The sequence below is a fragment of the Streptomyces sp. TLI_55 genome, assembly GCF_900206255.1.
GTDB lineage: Bacteria > Actinomycetota > Actinomycetes > Streptomycetales > Streptomycetaceae > Streptomyces > Streptomyces aquilus.
On sequence record NZ_OAOJ01000001.1, the window covers coordinates 5,087,775 to 5,105,879 of the forward strand.

The 18,105-nt window shown below is 65.1% G+C and carries 20 protein-coding genes; 16 read left to right on the forward strand and 4 right to left on the reverse strand.

From position 1 onward, the window contains the following. Positions 1 to 25 precede the first annotated feature (25 nt). Complete coding sequence (locus CRP56_RS23340) at positions 26 to 1,861, reverse strand: hypothetical protein (protein ID WP_097266991.1); 1,836 nt, start codon at positions 1,859 to 1,861, stop codon at positions 26 to 28. A 431-nt stretch (positions 1,862 to 2,292) separates the two neighbouring features. Between CRP56_RS23340 and CRP56_RS23345 the strand changes: the two genes are divergently transcribed. Continuing rightward, complete coding sequence (locus CRP56_RS23345) at positions 2,293 to 3,510, forward strand: DNA cytosine methyltransferase (RefSeq protein ID WP_179851101.1); 1,218 nt, start codon at positions 2,293 to 2,295, stop codon at positions 3,508 to 3,510. 1,115 nt (positions 3,511 to 4,625) lie between these two features. Beyond that, positions 4,626 to 6,200, forward strand: coding sequence for an ImmA/IrrE family metallo-endopeptidase (locus CRP56_RS48055; RefSeq protein WP_097266995.1), 1,575 nt, complete (start codon positions 4,626 to 4,628; stop codon positions 6,198 to 6,200). A 497-nt stretch (positions 6,201 to 6,697) separates the two neighbouring features. On the opposite strand, the gene CRP56_RS23355 is transcribed toward CRP56_RS48055, so the two are convergent. The 3 genes from CRP56_RS23355 to CRP56_RS23365 all read right to left on the reverse strand — a co-directional run bounded on the left by CRP56_RS23355 (position 6,698) and on the right by CRP56_RS23365 (position 9,291). Next, positions 6,698 to 7,282, reverse strand: a complete 585-nt coding sequence (locus CRP56_RS23355) for a hypothetical protein (protein ID WP_097274386.1) — start codon at positions 7,280 to 7,282, stop codon at positions 6,698 to 6,700. A 147-nt stretch (positions 7,283 to 7,429) separates the two neighbouring features. Beyond that, positions 7,430 to 8,209 (reverse strand): hypothetical protein, encoded by a 780-nt coding sequence (locus CRP56_RS23360; protein ID WP_257040915.1) that lies wholly within the window; start codon positions 8,207 to 8,209, stop codon positions 7,430 to 7,432. Beyond that, the gene (locus CRP56_RS23365) at positions 8,206 to 9,291 is read right to left on the reverse strand and encodes a DUF1152 domain-containing protein (protein WP_097266997.1); all 1,086 of its coding nucleotides are present in this window, start codon (positions 9,289 to 9,291) and stop codon (positions 8,206 to 8,208) included. The genes CRP56_RS23360 and CRP56_RS23365 overlap by 4 nt, the downstream gene beginning before the upstream one ends. 80 nt (positions 9,292 to 9,371) lie before the next feature. Between CRP56_RS23365 and CRP56_RS23370 the strand changes: the two genes are divergently transcribed. The 14 genes from CRP56_RS23370 to CRP56_RS23435 all read left to right on the forward strand — a co-directional run bounded on the left by CRP56_RS23370 (position 9,372) and on the right by CRP56_RS23435 (position 18,010). Continuing rightward, entirely contained in the window at positions 9,372 to 10,112 is a 741-nt protein-coding gene (locus CRP56_RS23370) for a GntR family transcriptional regulator (RefSeq protein ID WP_097266999.1), read from the forward strand. Positions 10,113 to 10,443: 331 nt separating this feature from the next. Further along, entirely contained in the window at positions 10,444 to 10,827 is a 384-nt protein-coding gene (locus CRP56_RS23375) for an ATP-binding protein (protein ID WP_179851102.1), read from the forward strand. 89 nt (positions 10,828 to 10,916) lie between these two features. Beyond that, the gene (locus CRP56_RS23380; RefSeq protein ID WP_097267002.1) at positions 10,917 to 11,645 is read left to right on the forward strand and encodes a GntR family transcriptional regulator; all 729 of its coding nucleotides are present in this window, start codon (positions 10,917 to 10,919) and stop codon (positions 11,643 to 11,645) included. Positions 11,646 to 11,768: 123 nt separating this feature from the next. Next, a complete protein-coding gene (locus CRP56_RS23385; protein ID WP_030967041.1) occupies positions 11,769 to 12,119 on the forward strand; it encodes an SCO3933 family regulatory protein in 351 nt (116 codons plus the stop codon). A 5-nt stretch (positions 12,120 to 12,124) separates the two neighbouring features. Beyond that, positions 12,125 to 13,498, forward strand: a complete 1,374-nt coding sequence (locus tag CRP56_RS23390) for an FtsK/SpoIIIE domain-containing protein (RefSeq protein ID WP_097267004.1) — start codon at positions 12,125 to 12,127, stop codon at positions 13,496 to 13,498. 122 nt (positions 13,499 to 13,620) lie between these two features. Continuing rightward, positions 13,621 to 13,788, forward strand: a complete 168-nt coding sequence (locus CRP56_RS23395; RefSeq protein ID WP_257040917.1) for a hypothetical protein — start codon at positions 13,621 to 13,623, stop codon at positions 13,786 to 13,788. Continuing rightward, entirely contained in the window at positions 13,788 to 14,414 is a 627-nt protein-coding gene (locus CRP56_RS23400) for a DUF2637 domain-containing protein (RefSeq protein WP_097267008.1), read from the forward strand. The genes CRP56_RS23395 and CRP56_RS23400 overlap by 1 nt, the downstream gene beginning before the upstream one ends. An 18-nt stretch (positions 14,415 to 14,432) precedes the next feature. After that, positions 14,433 to 14,621, forward strand: coding sequence for a hypothetical protein (locus CRP56_RS23405; protein ID WP_097267010.1), 189 nt, complete (start codon positions 14,433 to 14,435; stop codon positions 14,619 to 14,621). Next, entirely contained in the window at positions 14,621 to 14,812 is a 192-nt protein-coding gene (locus CRP56_RS23410) for a mobile element transfer protein (RefSeq protein WP_097267012.1), read from the forward strand. Before CRP56_RS23405 ends, CRP56_RS23410 begins: the two co-directional genes overlap by 1 nt. Before the next feature lie 9 nt (positions 14,813 to 14,821). Beyond that, a complete protein-coding gene (locus CRP56_RS23415; RefSeq protein ID WP_079309351.1) occupies positions 14,822 to 15,016 on the forward strand; it encodes a hypothetical protein in 195 nt (64 codons plus the stop codon). 14 nt (positions 15,017 to 15,030) lie between these two features. After that, positions 15,031 to 15,276 (forward strand): SpdD protein, encoded by a 246-nt coding sequence (locus CRP56_RS23420; RefSeq protein ID WP_097267014.1) that lies wholly within the window; start codon positions 15,031 to 15,033, stop codon positions 15,274 to 15,276. 132 nt (positions 15,277 to 15,408) lie between these two features. Beyond that, complete coding sequence (locus tag CRP56_RS23425; RefSeq protein ID WP_097267016.1) at positions 15,409 to 16,725, forward strand: replication initiator; 1,317 nt, start codon at positions 15,409 to 15,411, stop codon at positions 16,723 to 16,725. Then, a complete protein-coding gene (locus CRP56_RS23430; protein ID WP_097267018.1) occupies positions 16,722 to 16,910 on the forward strand; it encodes a helix-turn-helix domain-containing protein in 189 nt (62 codons plus the stop codon). The genes CRP56_RS23425 and CRP56_RS23430 overlap by 4 nt, the downstream gene beginning before the upstream one ends. Next, a complete protein-coding gene (locus CRP56_RS23435; protein ID WP_097267020.1) occupies positions 16,910 to 18,010 on the forward strand; it encodes a site-specific integrase in 1,101 nt (366 codons plus the stop codon). Before CRP56_RS23430 ends, CRP56_RS23435 begins: the two co-directional genes overlap by 1 nt. Positions 18,011 to 18,105 lie beyond the last annotated feature (95 nt).

Sequence of the window (18,105 nt, forward strand, 5' to 3'; positions counted from 1 at the left end):
ACCTCTGACTTAGAACGGTCAGCCATTACGCTCGCACCGACCTGATCTTGTCACCGACGTCGATCATGAGCTTTCTCATGACGTTGCCCACGAGGACCTGGATCTCGTCGTCCTTGTTCAAGGAGTCAGCCAGATCTGCGAGAGACCCGGTCAGCCCGCGGATCTCGGCCTCGTGCTGCGTCTCGCTACGCAGCCCTGCGGCCCACCGTGTCAGCAACTCGAAGCGCAGAAGATCTACTTCGACCGAAACTGCCCCCTGGCCAGGAGTGACGGCCGGGATCCGAATGAAGATGGAGCGGTTGAGCCACTCGACTGCATTCCGCATGCCTGGAATGTCACCCGTTTGGCCTTCCTTCTGCCACTGGGTGACCTGGTCGACCACCTCGACGTTCTTGCTGGACACCCGTCGGGAGATGACGGCCGCGCGGGCGCGTTGAGCAAAGAAGGCCGGGTCGAGCACGAGGAAGTCAGGGTTGCTCCCGGGACGGTGGATACCCTGGACGGCTTCCAAACCCTTGAGGAAACGGTCGCGCACCGAGGTGTCCGCCAGGTCCCCTCTGTCGTTCTGGACAGTGACGAAGTCGTCGCCGGCCTGCAAGCCCATGCGGGCAAACCGGTCCTTGCTGTCGATGCTGTTGAAGAAGTCGGCACGTCGCAGGAACGTGTACAAGCCCCTCAGCTGTTCGGCCTGCTTCTGCGCGTCCCGGGTCGTACGGGCCTTCTGCAGGTAACTTTTGGGGTCCCCCGGAGGAAATCGGCCGGCTGTATCCGGATCGAGACGGTCGTCAACCTGGCGACGAGAGACCTTGCCCGGGTCCAGCTTGCGTAGCGTGAGGAATGCGGGAACACGGTGACGCTGGTGCGGGGTCAACTGATCGCCGAAGAGCGCCTGGTGGTACAGATGAGGTGCTTGCCACAACCTGTTGGAGTGCGACCGCTGGTACTTGGCGTGGACGTTCTCACAGGACAGACCACCAGTGATCATGTAACTGGTAACCGAGAGCGCCTGACGGGTCGTAACAACAGCTCCGGCGCGCTCGGCGGCAGCGAACAGTTCCCGGACCGCGGCCCGGCGCTGAGGCCCGTGAGTGGCATCGTTCAACTCGTTACGATTGGCTAGAATCGGGCAGACCTCACGTGCATCACACGTCTCACAGGCCTTCCACCGCGACCATTGCGGGGTCGTCCACTGCCTCAGAACCCAGGGGACAAAACCACCAGTGCGACCGTCAGCCGCTACGGACTGGTAGTTGAGGTTGATGACCGTGACTGCGCCATCGGGGTCGCTGACCTGCCCACGAGCAATGCCATCTGTAAGGGTCTTGACCAAGATCTTGGCGCGCCCCGTGCCACTGCGGTTGAGGTCGTCTTCGGCAACGCACTTACGCAGCTGGCCCTCGTTTGCGCAGATGATCGCAACCCCATTGCCCGGGGGGTCAAGCAGCTCGACGAGCTTCTGGGCGCCCGCCTGAAGGCTTAGCTCGCTGAGATCCCTGAGTATGTACAGCGGCCGCCCGCTACGGGTCAGGGCAACAGGGCGGCCGGCATCACCATCCTTGAGCAACTCGCTGAAGACTGTCCTTCGGACATCTGATGGGACCGTTTCGCCACCCATCCTCAGCTCGGCCAGCAGGTTGGCGCACAGGCTCGTCTTGCCGTGCCCGGCGTCCCCGGTGAGGACGATGGTCTTCACGGCTGGTTGCTCGATGGCGCTCACCAAGTACTCCAGCGTCACCACGGGGTACGGCGACTGTGTCCGGTCCGCCTGGTCCGCCTGCTCGTAGATCATCTCCGACGCGTCGACATCGAACGGCTGGTAGCGACGTATCCGTTGGACGTGCTTGTTGACCTCGAGCGGCATGCTGCTGTCCTTCGTCGACCGGGCAGTGAGCGCTGAAGGATTTTAGCTGGCAACGTTCCTGACGGTAGATCAAATGCGTTGCCGGACCGCTGAAGTACGTCTGACTCGCCAGCGGGGGAGTGGGTGGGGCCCTTGAGGGTCCCGGATTGCTGGGGTTGGCGCTGAGGCACTCGACGCTGACCGCGATTCGTGCGGGACCGGCCGGGGTTGCGGGACCTACTGACGCCGAGGCAGCAATGGTGCCGCAGGTGAGGGCCGATGCCGAGATGGTTCAGGGCGCTCGTGATGCTGGCATACGGGGCCTAGATGCGTCGTGATCGGCACGTCGGGCGCCACTGACCTACCGGTCTACCGCACGCCTTCATCCTTGATCGAGTACCATGACCGCTCGTTCCGCCGGTTCTACAAGCAAGGGCAGATGGGGGGCACGCGTGGGTAAGCAGTACCCCCTGCAGGCTAAGCGGCGGCCGAAGTTTGAGGAGGGCGTCGGCTCCCTGCGAGTCGTGGACCTCTTCGCGGGCTGCGGTGGCCTCACTCTGGGTATTGCCCAGGCAGCCCACAAGCGTGACGTCTCGCTGGACGTTCGTCTCGCAGTTGACTTCGAGGCAGCTCCCACCAAGGTCTTCAAGGCCAACTTCCCTAAGGCCAACGTCCAAGAGGGAAGTGTTGAGTCCTACTTCGACGGCGACCTCGGCGCATCGTTGACTACTCAGGAGATTGCGACGCGGTCCACGGTGGGCGAGGTCGGACTCTTGATCGGCGGACCGCCGTGCCAGGGGCACAGTAACCTCAATAATCACACTCGCCGAGATGATCCCAAGAACCGGCTGTACCTGCGTATGGCTCGTGCCGCAGAGGTGCTGCGCCCTCGCGCGGTCGTCATTGAGAACGTGCTGGCCGTTGTCAATGACAAGCAGCAGGTGGTCTCCCGCGCCATCGTTCACCTTAGAAAGCTTGGCTATGACGTTGCCACCAGTCGTATCGACCTGCTGAAGCTCGGGGTCGCCCAGACGCGCAAACGCCACATATTGTTGGCCATCCGAGAAGACGCGCTACCTTTTGGCTTTTCGGCTGCCGACCTGCTGCAGGTCGAAGATCACAAAGCCGCACCCCATGACTTGCGTTGGGCGATCGGTGACCTACTTGACGTCCGACCGAAGTCGTTCTTCGATGAGGCTGCCGTACCCAACGCGGATAACCAGCGGCGTATGAAGTATCTCTTCGAGAACGACGAGCACAATCTGCCCAACGAAGAACGCCCTGAGTGTCATCAGGGCGAGCACAATTACACGTCGATGTATGGCCGCTTGTGGTGGGACCGTCCGGCTCAGACGATTACCAGCGGATTCGCCACGATGGGTCGCGGACGCTTCGTCCACCCTGAAGTCCCACGGTGTCTTACCGCCCATGAGGCCGCGCGTATCCAGGGTTTCCCGGACTATTTCAAGTTCGTCGATGAAAGAGTCAAGCCTCGCTACGAACTGACTCGCACTGAGGTTCAAGTCATCATCGGCAATGCCGTGCCCCCGCCCCTTACGGAGGCGCTGACCTCCAAGCTCTTCGATGCTGAGGTACTGCTAGCGAAGGACGACGCACCCCAGGCCCTTGAGGACGATTTCGCAGCTTCTGCTGTCGACCTCGCCTGCTGAGCGCCAACGGGCTGATCTCAGTTGAGCCGAGATACATGAACCGGCTCGCTTCAGGTTTAGCAGCGCGCTTGCCACAACGGCCCGTGGTGAGAGTTTCCCTCGGTTGCTTCTGGCATTGATCGAAGCCCGTACTCAGGGGGACGAGCCCTGGCACTAGCACAGAAACGGACCCTACGCCCCTCGGTTAACACCCCTCCCCGCCTTTGCCGGCTAGCACGGGGCTCGGCCCTTAGAACTCCGCCGAAATCTGTGCCACGAATCTCAGCCGACGACGTACAGCGAGTGCACGCACGGATCACGCGCCTCAATCGGCGTCAGCCATGCTCGGAGTCAACCAGAGCAAGCGCCGTTCGGCCGGCCCATGACAAGGGTCAGGACTCTCAGCTTGGGAGGCTTGGGTCTTTCGGAGAGCGATTCGTGGGCTGACCAGCAGTAAAGTTGTTAACGCGAGCCGGTCCGGAAGGCTAATGCTGCCCTCCGATCGCTGAGCCCGGTTCTGAAGAGCCGAGATCAAGGACTATGCGCCGTGCCAGATAGTGCAGGGGACCGCGGCTAGCACAGCTCTGCAAGATCACTCTGACTCAGCCAGGTCCGCTGACTGGTCCAACGCTCGTGCTGCCCACGTCCACTCGATTGCCCACCGAGCTTCGACGGTCGGGGCGTAACCAGTGTTGAGAGGCTGCGCCAGGCTCACCGGCCCACGTTCTTCGAGAATCACCTGTGTAGGTGACGCAGGCCCTTGCTCCCCTGGGGCACTCTCCTGGACACTGAGGGTGCGTGGCCATACGGGCGTTACTTACAGTAACTGGGGGGCACTTGAAGTATGAGCCCAATGCGAAGCACAAAGAGCCGTGGCAACCGGGAGCGCGCGGCTCGCTCTGCCCACCGGAAGCTGACGGTCCGGCGCTCCTAGCCGACAGCGCTGTAGACCCTAGCCAACCGGGCAAGCGATATGCTACGGACGGGGAGCGAGCTTACTGTGGGCATGAACACGCTCCGGACTGCTGGCATGGCTTCCCGGTCGAGTGGAGGAGAGTGCCCGAGAGACTTCGGCGTCAGTGGTTAGCTGACCACCGAGTGTCACGTCGAAGCATCAAAGAGTATTGGTGACCGCAATGACTGTGAGCAACTGGGAGATGCAGGCAGGGGACCCTGCCGACTTTGCATTCAAGCTTTCGTTTTTGCGCAACCCTCATGGAGAGCAAGATCGAGCTACCCCTGAGGAAGCCAGCTCTTGGGGTTCCTTTGCGTTGTGGGTGGCCGGAGAGAATTTGTGCGCACACCTTGAGCAGAGTGAAGTGATCGAGGCTGCTCACTGGTACATGATCCCCTTCCTGGAGTGGGTTACCAAGAATTGGGATGCCATTTTCCATGAAGAGCAGCTACCTCTCAAGAATGCAGGCTATTCGGCCGCTGAAGCTATGGCACTCACCAAGAATCCTCCGATTTCACTTAAGGAATTGGATGAATTCGACTGGCTTGACGAGTGGACTGCTTGGTGGGATAGGCATAGTTTGCGGTCCGCTCGCGAGGGTGGACTATTTCCGGATGCTTATATGCGTCGATATGGGGCCTCGCTTGAGATCTCTACTGGCGCTGAAAAGCTTATCGGTATTCCAGAAGAGTTCACTTTTCTGGCCCCGCATAGGCGTTACGAAGTTGATCTAGTTAGGGCCGCCGAGGTTGTCTATGCGGTACTTCAAGCGGCGTCGCAGGAACTTTCTCGCCGACTTCCCGAGTCGCGTCGAGTGGCCGCATTGATTGAGGATGTCGCGGCGATCGCAAGCGAATCAAAGACCTCAAACCGAATGGCTTGGCTTGCGGGTCTTGGAGCTGATTTCGAAAAGTACGTCAGCATTTCTTCTGCTGTTGACCAGGCGCTTTCCGAGGTCGCCGAGGATGTGCGGCAAGAGATCACTGGGGAAAACCGCGTTACTGCCCTTGTCGTTCAAGGTAGTGCGTACGCACAGTTGGTTTACGGTGCATACAGCCCCTCTATCACTCGTGATGACGTAATGACCCTTGCCTCCGCGTTGGTCAAGAATCACGTTGACGATGCGTCATCGTGGCTCAATAAGCTTGCGCTCTCCTTCGATCCAATCGAGGTTCGAGAGCTAACGCCAGGAGAGCAGGGAAGCTGGCTCGGTGAGCGAGCTTGTGAAATGTTGGCTGGCCGCCAAGAGCATTCATGGATTGACGTTCATTCCACGCTTGCTGCTTTGGATATTCTACACGAAAAGATCAGCCTGTCTGATCAAGAAATTCGTGCCGTTTCCGTATTCGGTCCAAATCAGCGCCCGAAGGTTTTTTGCAACACTCAAACGAAATGGGGTCAGAGTCGCGAAGTCGAGCGCTTCACACTGGCTCATGAGTTGGGTCATTTGCTGCTCGACCGCAATAGGGCAAGCGAGCTAGCTGTGGCATCCGGGCCGTGGGCGCCTCTTTTCGTAGAACAGCGTGCAAATGCCTTCGCAGCTGCGTTTTTGATGCCTACATGGCTATTGCGGGATCACCTAGCGCAGATCAACGGTGATATTCGAGATCTTGAGACAATCTCTAGCCTGGCGACTCGTTTGCACGTCAGTACTTCATCGATGATCGACCGTCTTCACAATCTCGGTGAGCTGGATGGAGTCGACAGATATCAGTTGAAGGCTCGCTGGCGCCGCAACTCTGGTTTGGGAGCTTGATTCTTCCAGATCAATTAGCCGATTCGGCTGGTTGGGCTACTCAAGGTCGGTGGAACGGCTTTGGGGTGGCGCTGCTTTGGCGCGAGTGATCATGGCCCCGTAAGCTTCCGGCGCGTCGGGCAGTCTGTGGACCTGCCCGGTAAAGCACGACGTTGGGGCCATGATCTTCGAGGCTCGCGCCAAAGTGGCTCCGTAAAGCTGTGGAGCCGACCGCCCCAGCCACGACGTACCCCTTCTCTGGCGCCAGGTGGCTGCATGCTTTGAGCGCGGCACGGGCGCCGGCCGGGCTGGAGCGGGGCGGAGACAGGAGCGCAGGCCCAGCCGGGGGCCGGGCCGCGCGCGGGGAGCGGAGCGAGCCGCCTTGAACCCGTGAAGAAGGTTGTTACTCAGCTATCGGCAGCAGTGTGTCCGGTCCCGGTAGATGCTTGACAGTGGCCGTGATCATCTTTTCTGTGCGTGCCTGTGTGGCGTGGTGCGGGAGGCAGGGTCGGCGTTCTTCACCACCACGCGGGATTGCGGCTCGGCAGCCAAGGTCCGAACAAGGTCTCGTACTCTTCGCCGGTCTCGACGGTGAGTACGAAGTCAGGCGCCGTAGCGGAGACCGCGGCATGTAGACGAGCCACCAGGACCGGAACGGATGCCAGCTCCAGGCCTAGTGCCGTAGCCAGGCGAGCACGCTGCTCTGTGATCGTAGGTTCGTCGCGGCGCTCGTCGCGGACCAGGTGATCGGCAGTCATCCGCATGACCGCCAGATCACCAGCTCCGGAGAACTTCAGGCAGTCCCACCAAGACGGTAGTCCCACCATGATCCCCAGTGCTTCAGCGAGACTTTGGCCGATCAGACCAGCTTGTCCCTCAGAGCTGGCGTACAGCACGGGCCGCGCCTCACTGCGGCTACCGCAGAGGAAGAACGTCCCGCCAGTGAAGTCACCGGCCACACCTTCCAAGGCCAGCCCCGACGGAAGCCGGACCGGCTCGCCGTGATCGGCCCGTGAGGGGTCGAACTCACAAGCGCCCCACAGCAGCTCAGCGAGATCCGGGTTCTGCCTGATCGCGTCCAAGACGTCGTCGTCGCTCGTCACCCGGCGGACGATAGCAGCGAGCTGCCAGGTCAGTCGGATGGTGTGATCTCTAGGCGCAGCGTCAAGCATCACCTGGGACCAAAACGTCGCGCATCAACTGGGGCTGGGCATATCGACAGCAGTGTTCGGGGTCGTGCGGCAGGCCAGCTAGAACGGTGGTTCTTCGCTGCAACCCGCGTCAGCGCCCGGATACCGCGTGCGGTGGTCTGGTACCGAGGTGGGGTTGCAGAACCAGAAGGGGTCGCGCTGGCCTTCGAGACCTGTGGAGTCCTCGCCCCATGCGTCAAGAGCGTCGATGGCCCGCTCCCGGTACTGCCACAGTTCGCTGGTTCCGAGGATCTCCCGGACGAGGGGGACCAGCGCCGCTCGGTGGTGGCGCACCTGAGGATCGTCCAGGAGCGGGATGCATGCTGCGATGGCCGCTTCGCGTACATCACGGTCGTCGTCATCGGCGTATGCGACGGCGGCTGAGAAGAGCAACGGCCGCATGTCGCGTACGGCTACAGCAGGCGGATGGTCGTCAAGAGGGAACCCATGCTTGATGCCGTTGGCCTCGGCGACGTCAGTGACTTCGTTGGCGATCGAGTTGATCCAGCCCAGTAGTTCGGCGCGCATGTTGCCTGGGAAGGACCTGTGGTCCTTGTCGACGGACCATGTTGTCCGTGGGTCGGGAAGGATCGCGGCCACGTACAGGGCCGCAGGCACTGTCGCCTCGTAGAGAGTGTTCTGGTGGTGCACGACTTGATGGATGCGGTCTAGCGCCTTGGTCCTCACCGCCTGGTTCGTGTCCAGGAGCGCGACCAGCATTTTGGGTACGTCGTCGGCCGGCCCGTAAGCGTGCTCCAAGTCGGCCCAGTTGGTCTGGGCGAGCGTCTCGTGCGGGGCGGGGAGAGCATCATGGGGCGGAAGTTCGTGGGTGTCTGTCATCTGATCCGCCACAGGGGCGCTTCGTACTGCTCCGGGCGGTTGGTGATGAGTAGCTGGCGCAGGCTGTCGCGTTGGGAGCCGCTCAGACTCAGGACTTCCGTGAGATGGCGAAACGTCGTGTGAGTGATGCCGCGCTCTCGGGCTTCGGTCTCGAACTCGCCAAGCTGGGACAGAACGGACTCGGCGTCGAGCTCCGCCTTTGCCTGGTCCTTCAGCCATACGGCTTTGTTGCGCTCGTAGTCGATCTCTGAATAGCCGCAGATCTCGCGGCTGTAAGCCTCTACCTCGTCCAGGCTCTCCGTCGCCAAGACTGCACGCGCCAGCTCGTTCCGGCTCAACGCATCGTCGAGGTCGACCTGGTGGACCGTTGGTCCCTCGTCCGTGAGGGATACGGGCATGCCTGCATCTCGGATTTCGCACGTACCGCGTACGCCTCGGGCTGTCGCCGCGAGCATTCCGGTTGCCTCGGAGGGATGCCATTTCAGGACCGAGCTGACCGACTCGGCGTCCTTCACAGTGAAGGTGTGGACGAGAGGGCCGAGCATGCCGCGTACGTAGTCAAGCGGCAGCTCTCCATCCAATCCGGGGCCGGCGACCAAGAGCCGCACGGGGGCGTTCACTTGGCAGCATGCCGCGAGGGTGAGGGCATCGGCTAGCGGGCTCTTCAAAGTCGGCTCGTCGCCTCGGGCCAGGATGTCGCCGCCCACGTCCAGGACATCGATGGAGGCCGGGGCAAGGTCGCTCACAAGCTCTTCGAGTTGCCGGGTGACGCCCTCGGCACCGTGATGCGGGTCGAGGAGGGCGAACGTGTGCGGAAGCTCTGCCGCGAGCCGGGGGAGTGTGGAACCCGCTGGAGCGATCGGGCGGGCATCCGCCGGCACCGTCCAAACCGTCGGGGTCAGCTGCTCAAGCCCCGTGAAGTTGTCCGGTCCCCGCGGCCCTGGTACCGGATCGACGAGCAAGCGGTCCCACGCGTACGTGAGGATCACTGCCTGGTCCTCGCCGCGGTAGAGAGCGGCGTGAAGCATTGTGGCGGCGACAGCGTCGCCCCCTCCTCCTGCTGCGACGATCAACCGCGTCATGCCGACAGCGTACGGGGTCGACCATTTGCCACTCACCCTATAGTGGCTAGAGGCCATAGCCACTTGGACAAGGAGGGGGCATGCCTCAGATCGAGGAGGCTCAGCCGAAGTATCTCCAGATCGCACACTTCATCCGGGACCAGATCCTGCGGGGAGACCTGCGACCTGGTGACGAGGTGCCGTCGGAACGGCAACTCGCCGCGGACTGGAAGGTATCCAGGCCGACGGCGGCTCGCTCGCTGGAGGCGCTGAGCCATCAGGGCCTGGTCGAGAAGCGGCAGGGGTCCGGCACTTACGTGCGGAGTCTCGAAGTCAACCGGCGGGCGCGGGAGTTGTACGGGCGTGCTCGGCAGACGGGGAAGATCTACACCCCTGGTGAGTACGCGGTCATCACGTCGGCCGGCTGGCTGGACGCGCCGGATCATGTTGCTGAGGCGCTGGGGCTGGTCAAGGATCGACGGGCGGCACACCGTCGACGCATCACGAACAACCAGGACGGGCCCATCACGCTGTCGACCTCGTGGTTCGCTCCCGATGTCGGGCAGAAGGCGCCGAAGCTCCTCGATCCTGAGCGGATCCAGGAGGGCACCCTGATGTACGTCGAGAACATGACGGGCCGTCAAGGTAGCTACGCGGAGGACCGCATGTGTGCGCGGGCGGCCACGGACGAAGAGGCGGCGGATCTGAAGTTGGCGCCTGGGTCGGCGGTGTTGATTGTTCACCACGTCGTATTCGACCTTCAGGACCGGCCGTTGGAGTTTGCCGAAGCCACCTACCCGCCCCATCGCTGGGCGTTCGAGCAGGGCTACCCGCTCACCTGATGGACCATCAGTTGCGCCGAACCGCTTGCACGCCGTGAGTGGCTAATGCCACTATCCAGTAAGTGGCTAAGGCCACTTACTCGGAAGGGGGCACGGTGTGACGAGTCAGCGGCCGAACCAGGGCACGCACTTAGCCTGCCGAGGGTGCCGGGGACGTGGCTGGAAGCATGTCAGCTCACGTACTGCGCTGGCGCTCTCCGCCGCCAACGACCGTGCCCGTGCCACATCGAAGCGACGGTGCCTCGACTGTGACGGCACCGGCAAGGAGTGAGCACGGATGGGCGACAGCACCCATGAACGTGGCCGACCTGGACGGCAGTCCCTCGGGGCGATGACCTTGCATCCGCTTCCGGACTCCGTGTCGACGGCTCGGCGCTGGTTCCGGAAGTTCATCGCTCCGTACGACCCGGCCTGCTCGGTCGACGACTGCGCGCTGATGATCTCCGAACTGGTCACGAACGCGATTCTCTACGGGCGGTCGGATGACACCTGGGTCGTACGAGTGGAGTGGTTCCGTGAGGGGGACTCCCTCCGCGTGGAGGTGCACAACCCTGGGTTCCCGGCGAACGTGCGGATGCGTCGACCGGATGCCAACGACGCGCACGGGCGCGGCCTCCTCCTGGTCGACTCCATCGCCGACTCGTGGCACGCGGGCCCGAGCCGTCACGGCGGTACGGTCGTGGCCTTCGTGATGGCCGATGCCTGGCGGTCCTGAGTGGGCCCTGAGTCTCGTCTACTCCTGCGGCCGAACACTCGCTAGTCTGGTTGACCAGTTGACTTGGCCAATCTCGACGGGCGGCGTTCATGGCGTATGAAGTGGAGCCACCGAAGTACGTGCGCCTCGCGCAGACGATTCAGCGTCGCATCGAGGACGGCACGTACGCGCCCGGCACCCGTGTTCCCAGTGAGAACCAGTTGGTGCAGTCCTTCGGGATGTCCCGCCCGACCGTTGTGCGGGCGCTGGAGCTGCTCAAGCGGGATGGCTGGCTGGAGTCGCGGCAGGGGTTCGGCACGATCGTGCGCGGTCGGCCGGCGGTCGTCGCCGAGAAGGACCGCCGAGGGCGTGAGGCGCTGGAGCGCGACGAGACGATGACGTCGGGTCGTTTGATCGGCGTCGGTGAGGAGCCGGTTCCCGCCCGGGTCGCTTCGGCGCTCGGATTGCCAAAGGGTGCCAAGGTGCTAGCGCGGCGTTTTCTCGTCGAAGAGGACGGCGAACCGGTCGAGTTGGTCACTTCATACTTCCCTGCCGACCTTGTCGATGGAACCGAGCTGCCGGTCGATGAGCCTCTGATCGGCAGCGGGCGCGCGCACCTGGAAGCGCGGAAGAAGGTCCGCTTCGATCATGTGACGGAGCGGGTGTCGGCTCGGCTGCCTGACGCCGAGGTCGCGCGGCTGCTTGGTCTGCCGGATGGCGTGCCCGTGCTGAGTGTCCTGGTGATTGCTTGTGACGCTTCGGGGCGTGCACTGCAAGTCTCTGACGTGCTCCTTCCTGCTGATCGGCAGGAACTGGAGGACACCTACCGTCTGAACTGACCGCCCTCCGGGGCGAGTTCCCCTCAGTAGCGACTTGACAAGTCAAGTTAGCAACCTTAGCTTCGAACTTGCTAAGTCAACTTGTCAGGTGGCGAGTTGATCGACTCAGAAGGAGAAAACCCTGTGCGTGTGATCCGCGTTGACGCCTCGTCCGCCACCATCCTGCTCACCGAAGCGCCGGCGCCGAAGGTGCGCGACCGCCAGACCGGCGAGATCGCCAAGGATGCTGTGAGCGGTGAGGCGCTGATGACCGTCGGCGTCGTCTTCATCGACGAGGGCGAGTCGTCCCTGATCCAGGTCACCATCCCCGAGAGCGGCGTGACCGACGGACTGACCGTCGGTGCTCCGGTCTCGCTTCCGGGGCTGATCGCCCGGCCCTGGGAGAGCGTGTTCAACGGGCAGCAGCGGCACGGCATCGCCTACCGGGCCACCGCCGTTGCGCCTGGTGCCTTCCCGATGGCCGAGGCGGTCTGATCGACGTGACCGACCTCGTGACGTGGGCCGAACTGGGCGGGTCGCTGGCCGCGATAGGTGGCGCGGCCTATGCCCGGCACGCCCACCCGGCGGCGTACTGGTCCACGGTCGGGCTGCCGATCTCGGCGGCACGGCTGCTGGCCTCGTACACCTCGACCATGGACGCCTGCGGCCTCACGGTCGAGCCGCCTCGGTGGCGGGCCCTGGCCATCAGGGCGACGACCCGCCGGGAGGTACGCCCCGCGCCTCCCCGCCGCGGACTGATCCGCCCCACCTCCACGGGCCTCCGGGTTCGGCTGCGGTTGGCTCCGGGGCAGGAACCAGCGGACGTCGCCGCCTCGGCGGAACGCCTTCGCCACGCCTGGGGCGTACATGCCGTGTACATACGAGACATCAAGCCCGGTGTCGTCGAACTGCGGCTCGTCGGCTTCGACGTCCTGCGCAAGGTGCGGATGCCCCGCCGGACTCCCGCTGATCACCTGCGGGTTCCGGTGGCCCTGCGGGAGGACGCCACGGCGTTCGTACGTGACTACCGAGCCGTACCGCACGAACTCGTCCTCGGCGCCACGCTGTCCGGCAAATCCATGTACCTGCGGAACCTGCTGACCAAGCTGGCGGCTCAGCCGGTCGCCCTGGTCGGCATCGACTGCAAGCGCGGCGTCGAGCTGGCGCCGTTCGCCGCTCGGTTCTCCGTGCTGGCGACCGACCCCGATCAGGCGGCCGAGCTACTGCCCGTGCTCGTCAAGGAAATGGAGGACCGCTACGACCTGATCAAGTCCCGACAGGGCATCGCGCCCGGCACCCTGGAAGAAGAGATCACTTCGGACATCTGGGGTCTGCCGGATGCCGAACGCCCGGCTCCCATCGTGCTGTTCATCGACGAGGTGGCCGAACTCTTCCTCGTCTCCGCACGCAAGGAAGAGGAGCGGCGGGATGAGATGGTCACCCAGCTCATCCGCCTCGCCCAACTCGGCCGCGCGGCCGGGATCTACCTGGAGGTCTGCGGCCAGCGATTCGGCGCCGAACTCGGCAAAGGAGCGACCATGCTCCGCGCCCAGCTCACCGGCCGCGTCTGCCACCGCGTCAACGACGAAGCCTCCGCGAAGATGGCGCTTGGCGACATCGCCCCCGAGGCGGTCTACGCGGCCTGTGCCATCGCCGCCGAGCTGCCCGGACTGGCCGTCGTCGGCGACACCTCCGGCGGCTGGTCACGCATCCGTACCCCGTACCTGTCCCTCGCCGACGCTGCGGCCACGTGCCGTGAGACGGCGCACCTCGCCCCGGACGTCCCAAGGCTCACGTCCTTCCGCCCGTACGCCCCGCCCGTACCTGTGGACGGCTCCGGGCCGGTGACCGTCCCCCTCCCCGTCGCCGAGTAGCCACCCCCGATCCAACGGCCGGCGCGGCCGTCCCGCGCCAAGTCCCTACCCCCTCCATGCCCGAAGAAGGGAGAGCGGTCTTCATGTGCCCCAACTGCGAGAACTTCGCCCGCACCGTCTTATTGCTCGGCCAACTCGCCCTGTACGCCGATGTATCCGGCGCTGACGGGGACTTCATCGAGGCTCTGGGCCCGTCGCTCGCGGCGTCTCTGCCCGAACCGCCGCCCGGTGTCTTCCCGCCCGGCTACGACCCCGACGAGGGCCCGGACTACCCCAGCACGGCGTCCTGATGGCTGGCTCCACCGTCCGTGTGGACGCGGTCCTGGTCCAGGCCGTCATCGCCGGAGCCCTGTCCTTCGCCCACCTGCACGACCTCGCTGCCGCTGCCGGACAGGACGGCTGGAAGGCGTGGGCCTACCCGGTCAGCGTGGACCTGCTCCTGGTGGCGGCGTGGCGGCGGCTCCGCTCCGGAGGGTCCAAGGCGGCCGCCTGGTGCTGGTTCGTCGTCGCGCTGACCGCGTCACTCGGCGCGAACGTCGCCACGGCCGGATTGCTCGACTTGGGCGCCGTACCGGCCTGGCTGCGCATCCTCGTCGCCGGATGGCCGGCCGTCGCCTTCCTCGGCGGAACCCTGCTCGTCCACGGCGCTCCGGAAGCCGAACCGGTCTCCGCGGAGAACCCGGCAGTCCAGGACGAGGCTCCGGCGCCCTCCGCGGCACCGCAACTACCCGCCGCAGCAAGGGAGCCGACTCCGCCTCCTGCCACCACCGTCCCGCCCGCCCTGGTCGCCCACGCGCGCAAGGTCGCCGACGACCACCGCGCCCGAACCGGAACCCCCATCGACACCTCGACGCTTCGCGCCCGGCTCGGCGTACCGCTGCCGCTCGCCGAAGCCATCGCCGCCCAATTCGCCTGACCCGGAGGAACTTTCTCGATGCGCCCGTCCACGCTCCGCGCGCTGAAACGCGCCGCCGAGCTGACCCGGCAGAACCGCCTCACCGAAGCCGTGCTGATCGCCGAGCCGGTCATCCTCGCCGCCGACAGCTACGAGGGTGACGAGATCTTGCGCTGGCTGGCCGACCACGTCACCGACTTCACGGGCGAGACAAAGGAGAACGACTGATGCCCGCCAACCGCCGTTTCCGCCGCGTCGTCTGTATCGGCCCCGTCCAGGTCGGCACGTCCTACGACGGCCGGGGCCGCGAGAAGCACACCGCCGCGTGCACCGCTCCGCGTTGCGGCTTCTCCACGGACTACGACAGCCGCGCCGCCGCCGAGCTGGCCGCTCGTACCCACCGCTGCGCCGCCCGCTGAGGAGACCCCGTGACCGTCTCGCTCCCGCTCGTCTTCGTCCTGGGCGTCATCGCCTGGGCCGCGATCAAGTTCCTCGGCGTCCGCCTCTGGGTCGCCGTCGTGATCGCCCTGTTCGGCTTCTGGCTCTCGCACACCTTCCTCGCCCCCGCCATCGAATCCGGCACCCGTTCCGGAGTCGGCGTGGTCAACGGCACCGACAAGTGACAAGGAGGTCAGCCATGTTCCGCCCCAAGCTCCCCGACGTTCCCACGCTGCCAACGACCCCTGTCTTCCCGCAGCAGACGCACACCCCGGCGCCCTCCACCGGCAAGTCGCTGACGCCCTACGTGGGTGCTGTCGTCGGCGTGGTCGTCGTGGGCGTCGTCCTGACCGCGCTCCTGGCGGCCGTCGCCGTCACGGCCGTGTCCGTGGCCGTCGCCGCCGCAGTCCTTCGCTCGCTTCTCAACGGCGCCAACAGGCGCTGACCGGCCACCGGGGCGGCAACAACGCCGCCAAGCATCCCGCCGCCCCGGGGCCGTCCCTCCCAACCGCCGAAACAGCCGAAAGGAACTCCCATCATCACCCGGCAGACTCCGCCCCCACTGGCGGAACTCTCCATGCTGGCCTCCCTCGGCACCATGCCCGAGCTGGCCCGCCAACTCTCTGGCCTGGGCGGCTGCACGCACCCCGTGCGCCTCGACGGCCACCGCACGGAGTACGCGGTCAACAAGACAACCGGCGAGATCGGCAACGTCCTGCACCACCTCGACTCCGCCACGCTCCCCGCCGGGCAGCTTCTCGTCCGCTGCAACAACCGCCGCGCGACCCGTTGCGCCGCCTGCGCCGAGACCTACCGCCGCGACACCTACCACCTGATCACCGCCGGACTACGCGGCGGCAAGGGCACCTCGGAACAGGTCGCGACCCACCCCCGCGTCTTCGCCACCTTGACCGCCCCGAGCTTCGGCCCGGTCCACAACCGCCCGAACGGCGGCCGGGACTGCCGCTGCGGTATCCGGCACCACGAGAATGATCCCGCTCTGGGCACACCCCTCGACCCGGACACCTACGATTACGAAGCCGCCGTCCTCTGGAACGCGCATGCCGGTGCTCTGTGGCGGCGCTTCTCGATCTACCTCCGCCGCGAGGTGGCCCAGCGCGCCGGCCTCACCCAACGGGCCTTCCGCGACCACGCCCGCATCTCCTTCGCAAAGGTGGCCGAGTACCAGAAGCGCGGCGCCGTCCACTTCCACGCGGTCATCCGCCTCGACGGCCCGGAGGGGGGCGAAACGGCGCCCCCGGCCTGGGCCTCGACAGACCTGCTCACCGACGCCATACGAGCCGCCGCCACCGCCGCGCGTATCGCCGGACCCGAGGTCGACGGCCGATCCCACCGCTTCGTCTTCGGCCGCCAGCTCGACGTCCGCCCGATCCGCTCTGCCGACTTTGATGGCGGCCAGGAGCTGACCGAGCGGGCCGTAGCGGCATACATCGCCAAGTACGCGACCAAGGGCGCCGAGACGGCAACGGGCACCCTTGACCGCCCGATCCGCTTCCTCGCCGAACTCGCCCAAGCGCGGATCACCGACCATGCCCGGCGCATGATCCGCACCGCCTGGGCCCTCGGCGCGCGCCGGGAGCTCGCAGGCCTCCGCCTACGGGCCTGGGCGCACATGCTCGGCTTCCGCGGCCACTTCTCCACCAAGTCCCGCCGCTACTCGACCACGCTCGGCGCCCTCCGCGATGCCCGCGCCGAATGGCGCCGTGCCCAAGCAGCGGCATCCAGCAATGGCACTTCCGAAATTTCGGAGGTGGATTCGACACTCGTCCTCGCCCACTGGGTCTTCGCCGGAACGGGCCTCAGCGCTGCCGAGACCTGGCTCGCGGCCTCCCTCGAACCCGCGCCCGGAACGGAAGGAGAACCCACCACATGACTACGGCCTCGTCCGAACTGCTCACCGTTCCTGAGGTCATGGCCCGGCTCAAGCTCGGCCGCACCAAGGTCTACGACCTGATCCGTACCCGGCGCCTGGTCTCCATCAAGGTCGACGGCTGCCGCCGCATCCCTGACACAGCCCTACGCGCCTTCATCCGGGGCCAGATGGGAGAAGCCGCCTGATGACGAAGCGCCGTAGCCGCGGTGACGGCGGCCTGCACTGGGACGAGAAGAGACAGCGTTGGATCGCCACGGCGAACCTCGGCTTCGACCCGAGCGGCAAGCGGATCGTCAAGCGGGGGAGTGGCAAGACCAAGACGGAAGCGAAGAACAAGCTCAAGGAGGTGTTGCGGGACCACGAAGACGGCCTCGCCATCGCACCTACCAACTACACCACAACCCTCCTGAGCCAGAAGCACGTCATCCCGTCGCTCGGCGCTCGCAAGCTCCGCGACCTCAGCGCGGAGGACGTAGACCGCTGGCTGGCCACCAAGGCGAAGACGCTCAGCACGCGCACACTCCAGGGCCTCCACTCCTGCCTGAACCGCTCGGTCAAGCGGGCCATGGCGCGGGACAAGGTGAAGCGCAACGTCGTCGAGCTGTGCTCGGTGCCCCAGGGGCAGGCTGGGCGCCCGTCCAAGGCGCTCACCTTCGCCCAAGCTGAGGCAGTGCTCAAAGGGGCCGAAGGAACCTCGATGTACGCCTACATCGTCGTCGCGCTGCTGACCGGGGCCCGTACCGAGGAACTGCGCGCCCTCACTTGGGATCACGTCTTCCTGAAGGGGCGCCCCGAGTTCGATCCGCCGCAGCCTCCGCATATCGCCGTGTGGCGCTCGGTCCGCCGGAGCGGAGACACCAAGACGCGCAAATCCCGTCGCACGCTCGCCCTGCCGGCGCGCTGCGTCGAAGCACTCTGGCAGCAGTTCGAAGATCAAGGCTGGGATCGGCTCGCCGCCGGTGACCACTGGGAGGAACACGGCCTCGTCTTCTCCTCGGCTGTCGGCAAGCCGCTCGACGCTGCCAACGTCCGCCGCGCCTTCCGCCAGGCGCTCAAGGATGTCGACGGGGTCGACGCTGCGGAGTGGACGCCCCGGGAGCTCCGGCACAGCTTCGTGTCCCTGCTCTCCGATCGGGGCGTCCCGCTGGAGGAGATCTCCCGGCTCGTCGGACACTCCGGTACGGCCGTGACAGAGGAGGTCTACCGGAAGCAGATCCGCCCCGTGATCCAGACTGGAGCCGTCGTCATGGACGGGATCTTCGGAGCCGATCCGCGCAAGCCGTAGGCACTCAGAAAGCGATAGTCACGCAGATAGACACGCAGCAACGCCAGAGGGCCCCCACCGACTCGGTAAGGGCCCTCTGAACTGCTATTTAGCTG

Bases quoted from the DNA above. Each gene is read 5' to 3' on its own strand.
- CRP56_RS23360 (WP_257040915.1), bottom strand. From the start codon at position 8,209: ATGACAGACACCCACGAACTTCCGCCCCATGATGCTCTCCCCGCCCCG.
- CRP56_RS23400 (WP_097267008.1), top strand. From the start codon at position 13,788: ATGGCTGGCTCCACCGTCCGTGTGGACGCGGTCCTGGTCCAGGCCGTC.
- CRP56_RS23425 (WP_097267016.1), top strand. From the start codon at position 15,409: ATGCTGGCCTCCCTCGGCACCATGCCCGAGCTGGCCCGCCAACTCTCT.
- CRP56_RS48055 (WP_097266995.1), top strand. From the start codon at position 4,626: ATGACTGTGAGCAACTGGGAGATGCAGGCAGGGGACCCTGCCGACTTT.
- CRP56_RS23365 (WP_097266997.1), bottom strand. From the start codon at position 9,291: ATGACGCGGTTGATCGTCGCAGCAGGAGGAGGGGGCGACGCTGTCGCC.
- CRP56_RS23340 (WP_097266991.1), bottom strand. From the start codon at position 1,861: ATGCCGCTCGAGGTCAACAAGCACGTCCAACGGATACGTCGCTACCAG.
- CRP56_RS23405 (WP_097267010.1), top strand. From the start codon at position 14,433: ATGCGCCCGTCCACGCTCCGCGCGCTGAAACGCGCCGCCGAGCTGACC.
- CRP56_RS23375 (WP_179851102.1), top strand. From the start codon at position 10,444: ATGACCTTGCATCCGCTTCCGGACTCCGTGTCGACGGCTCGGCGCTGG.
- CRP56_RS23420 (WP_097267014.1), top strand. From the start codon at position 15,031: ATGTTCCGCCCCAAGCTCCCCGACGTTCCCACGCTGCCAACGACCCCT.
- CRP56_RS23370 (WP_097266999.1), top strand. From the start codon at position 9,372: ATGCCTCAGATCGAGGAGGCTCAGCCGAAGTATCTCCAGATCGCACAC.
- CRP56_RS23430 (WP_097267018.1), top strand. From the start codon at position 16,722: ATGACTACGGCCTCGTCCGAACTGCTCACCGTTCCTGAGGTCATGGCC.
- CRP56_RS23410 (WP_097267012.1), top strand. From the start codon at position 14,621: ATGCCCGCCAACCGCCGTTTCCGCCGCGTCGTCTGTATCGGCCCCGTC.
- CRP56_RS23380 (WP_097267002.1), top strand. From the start codon at position 10,917: ATGGCGTATGAAGTGGAGCCACCGAAGTACGTGCGCCTCGCGCAGACG.
- CRP56_RS23435 (WP_097267020.1), top strand. From the start codon at position 16,910: ATGACGAAGCGCCGTAGCCGCGGTGACGGCGGCCTGCACTGGGACGAG.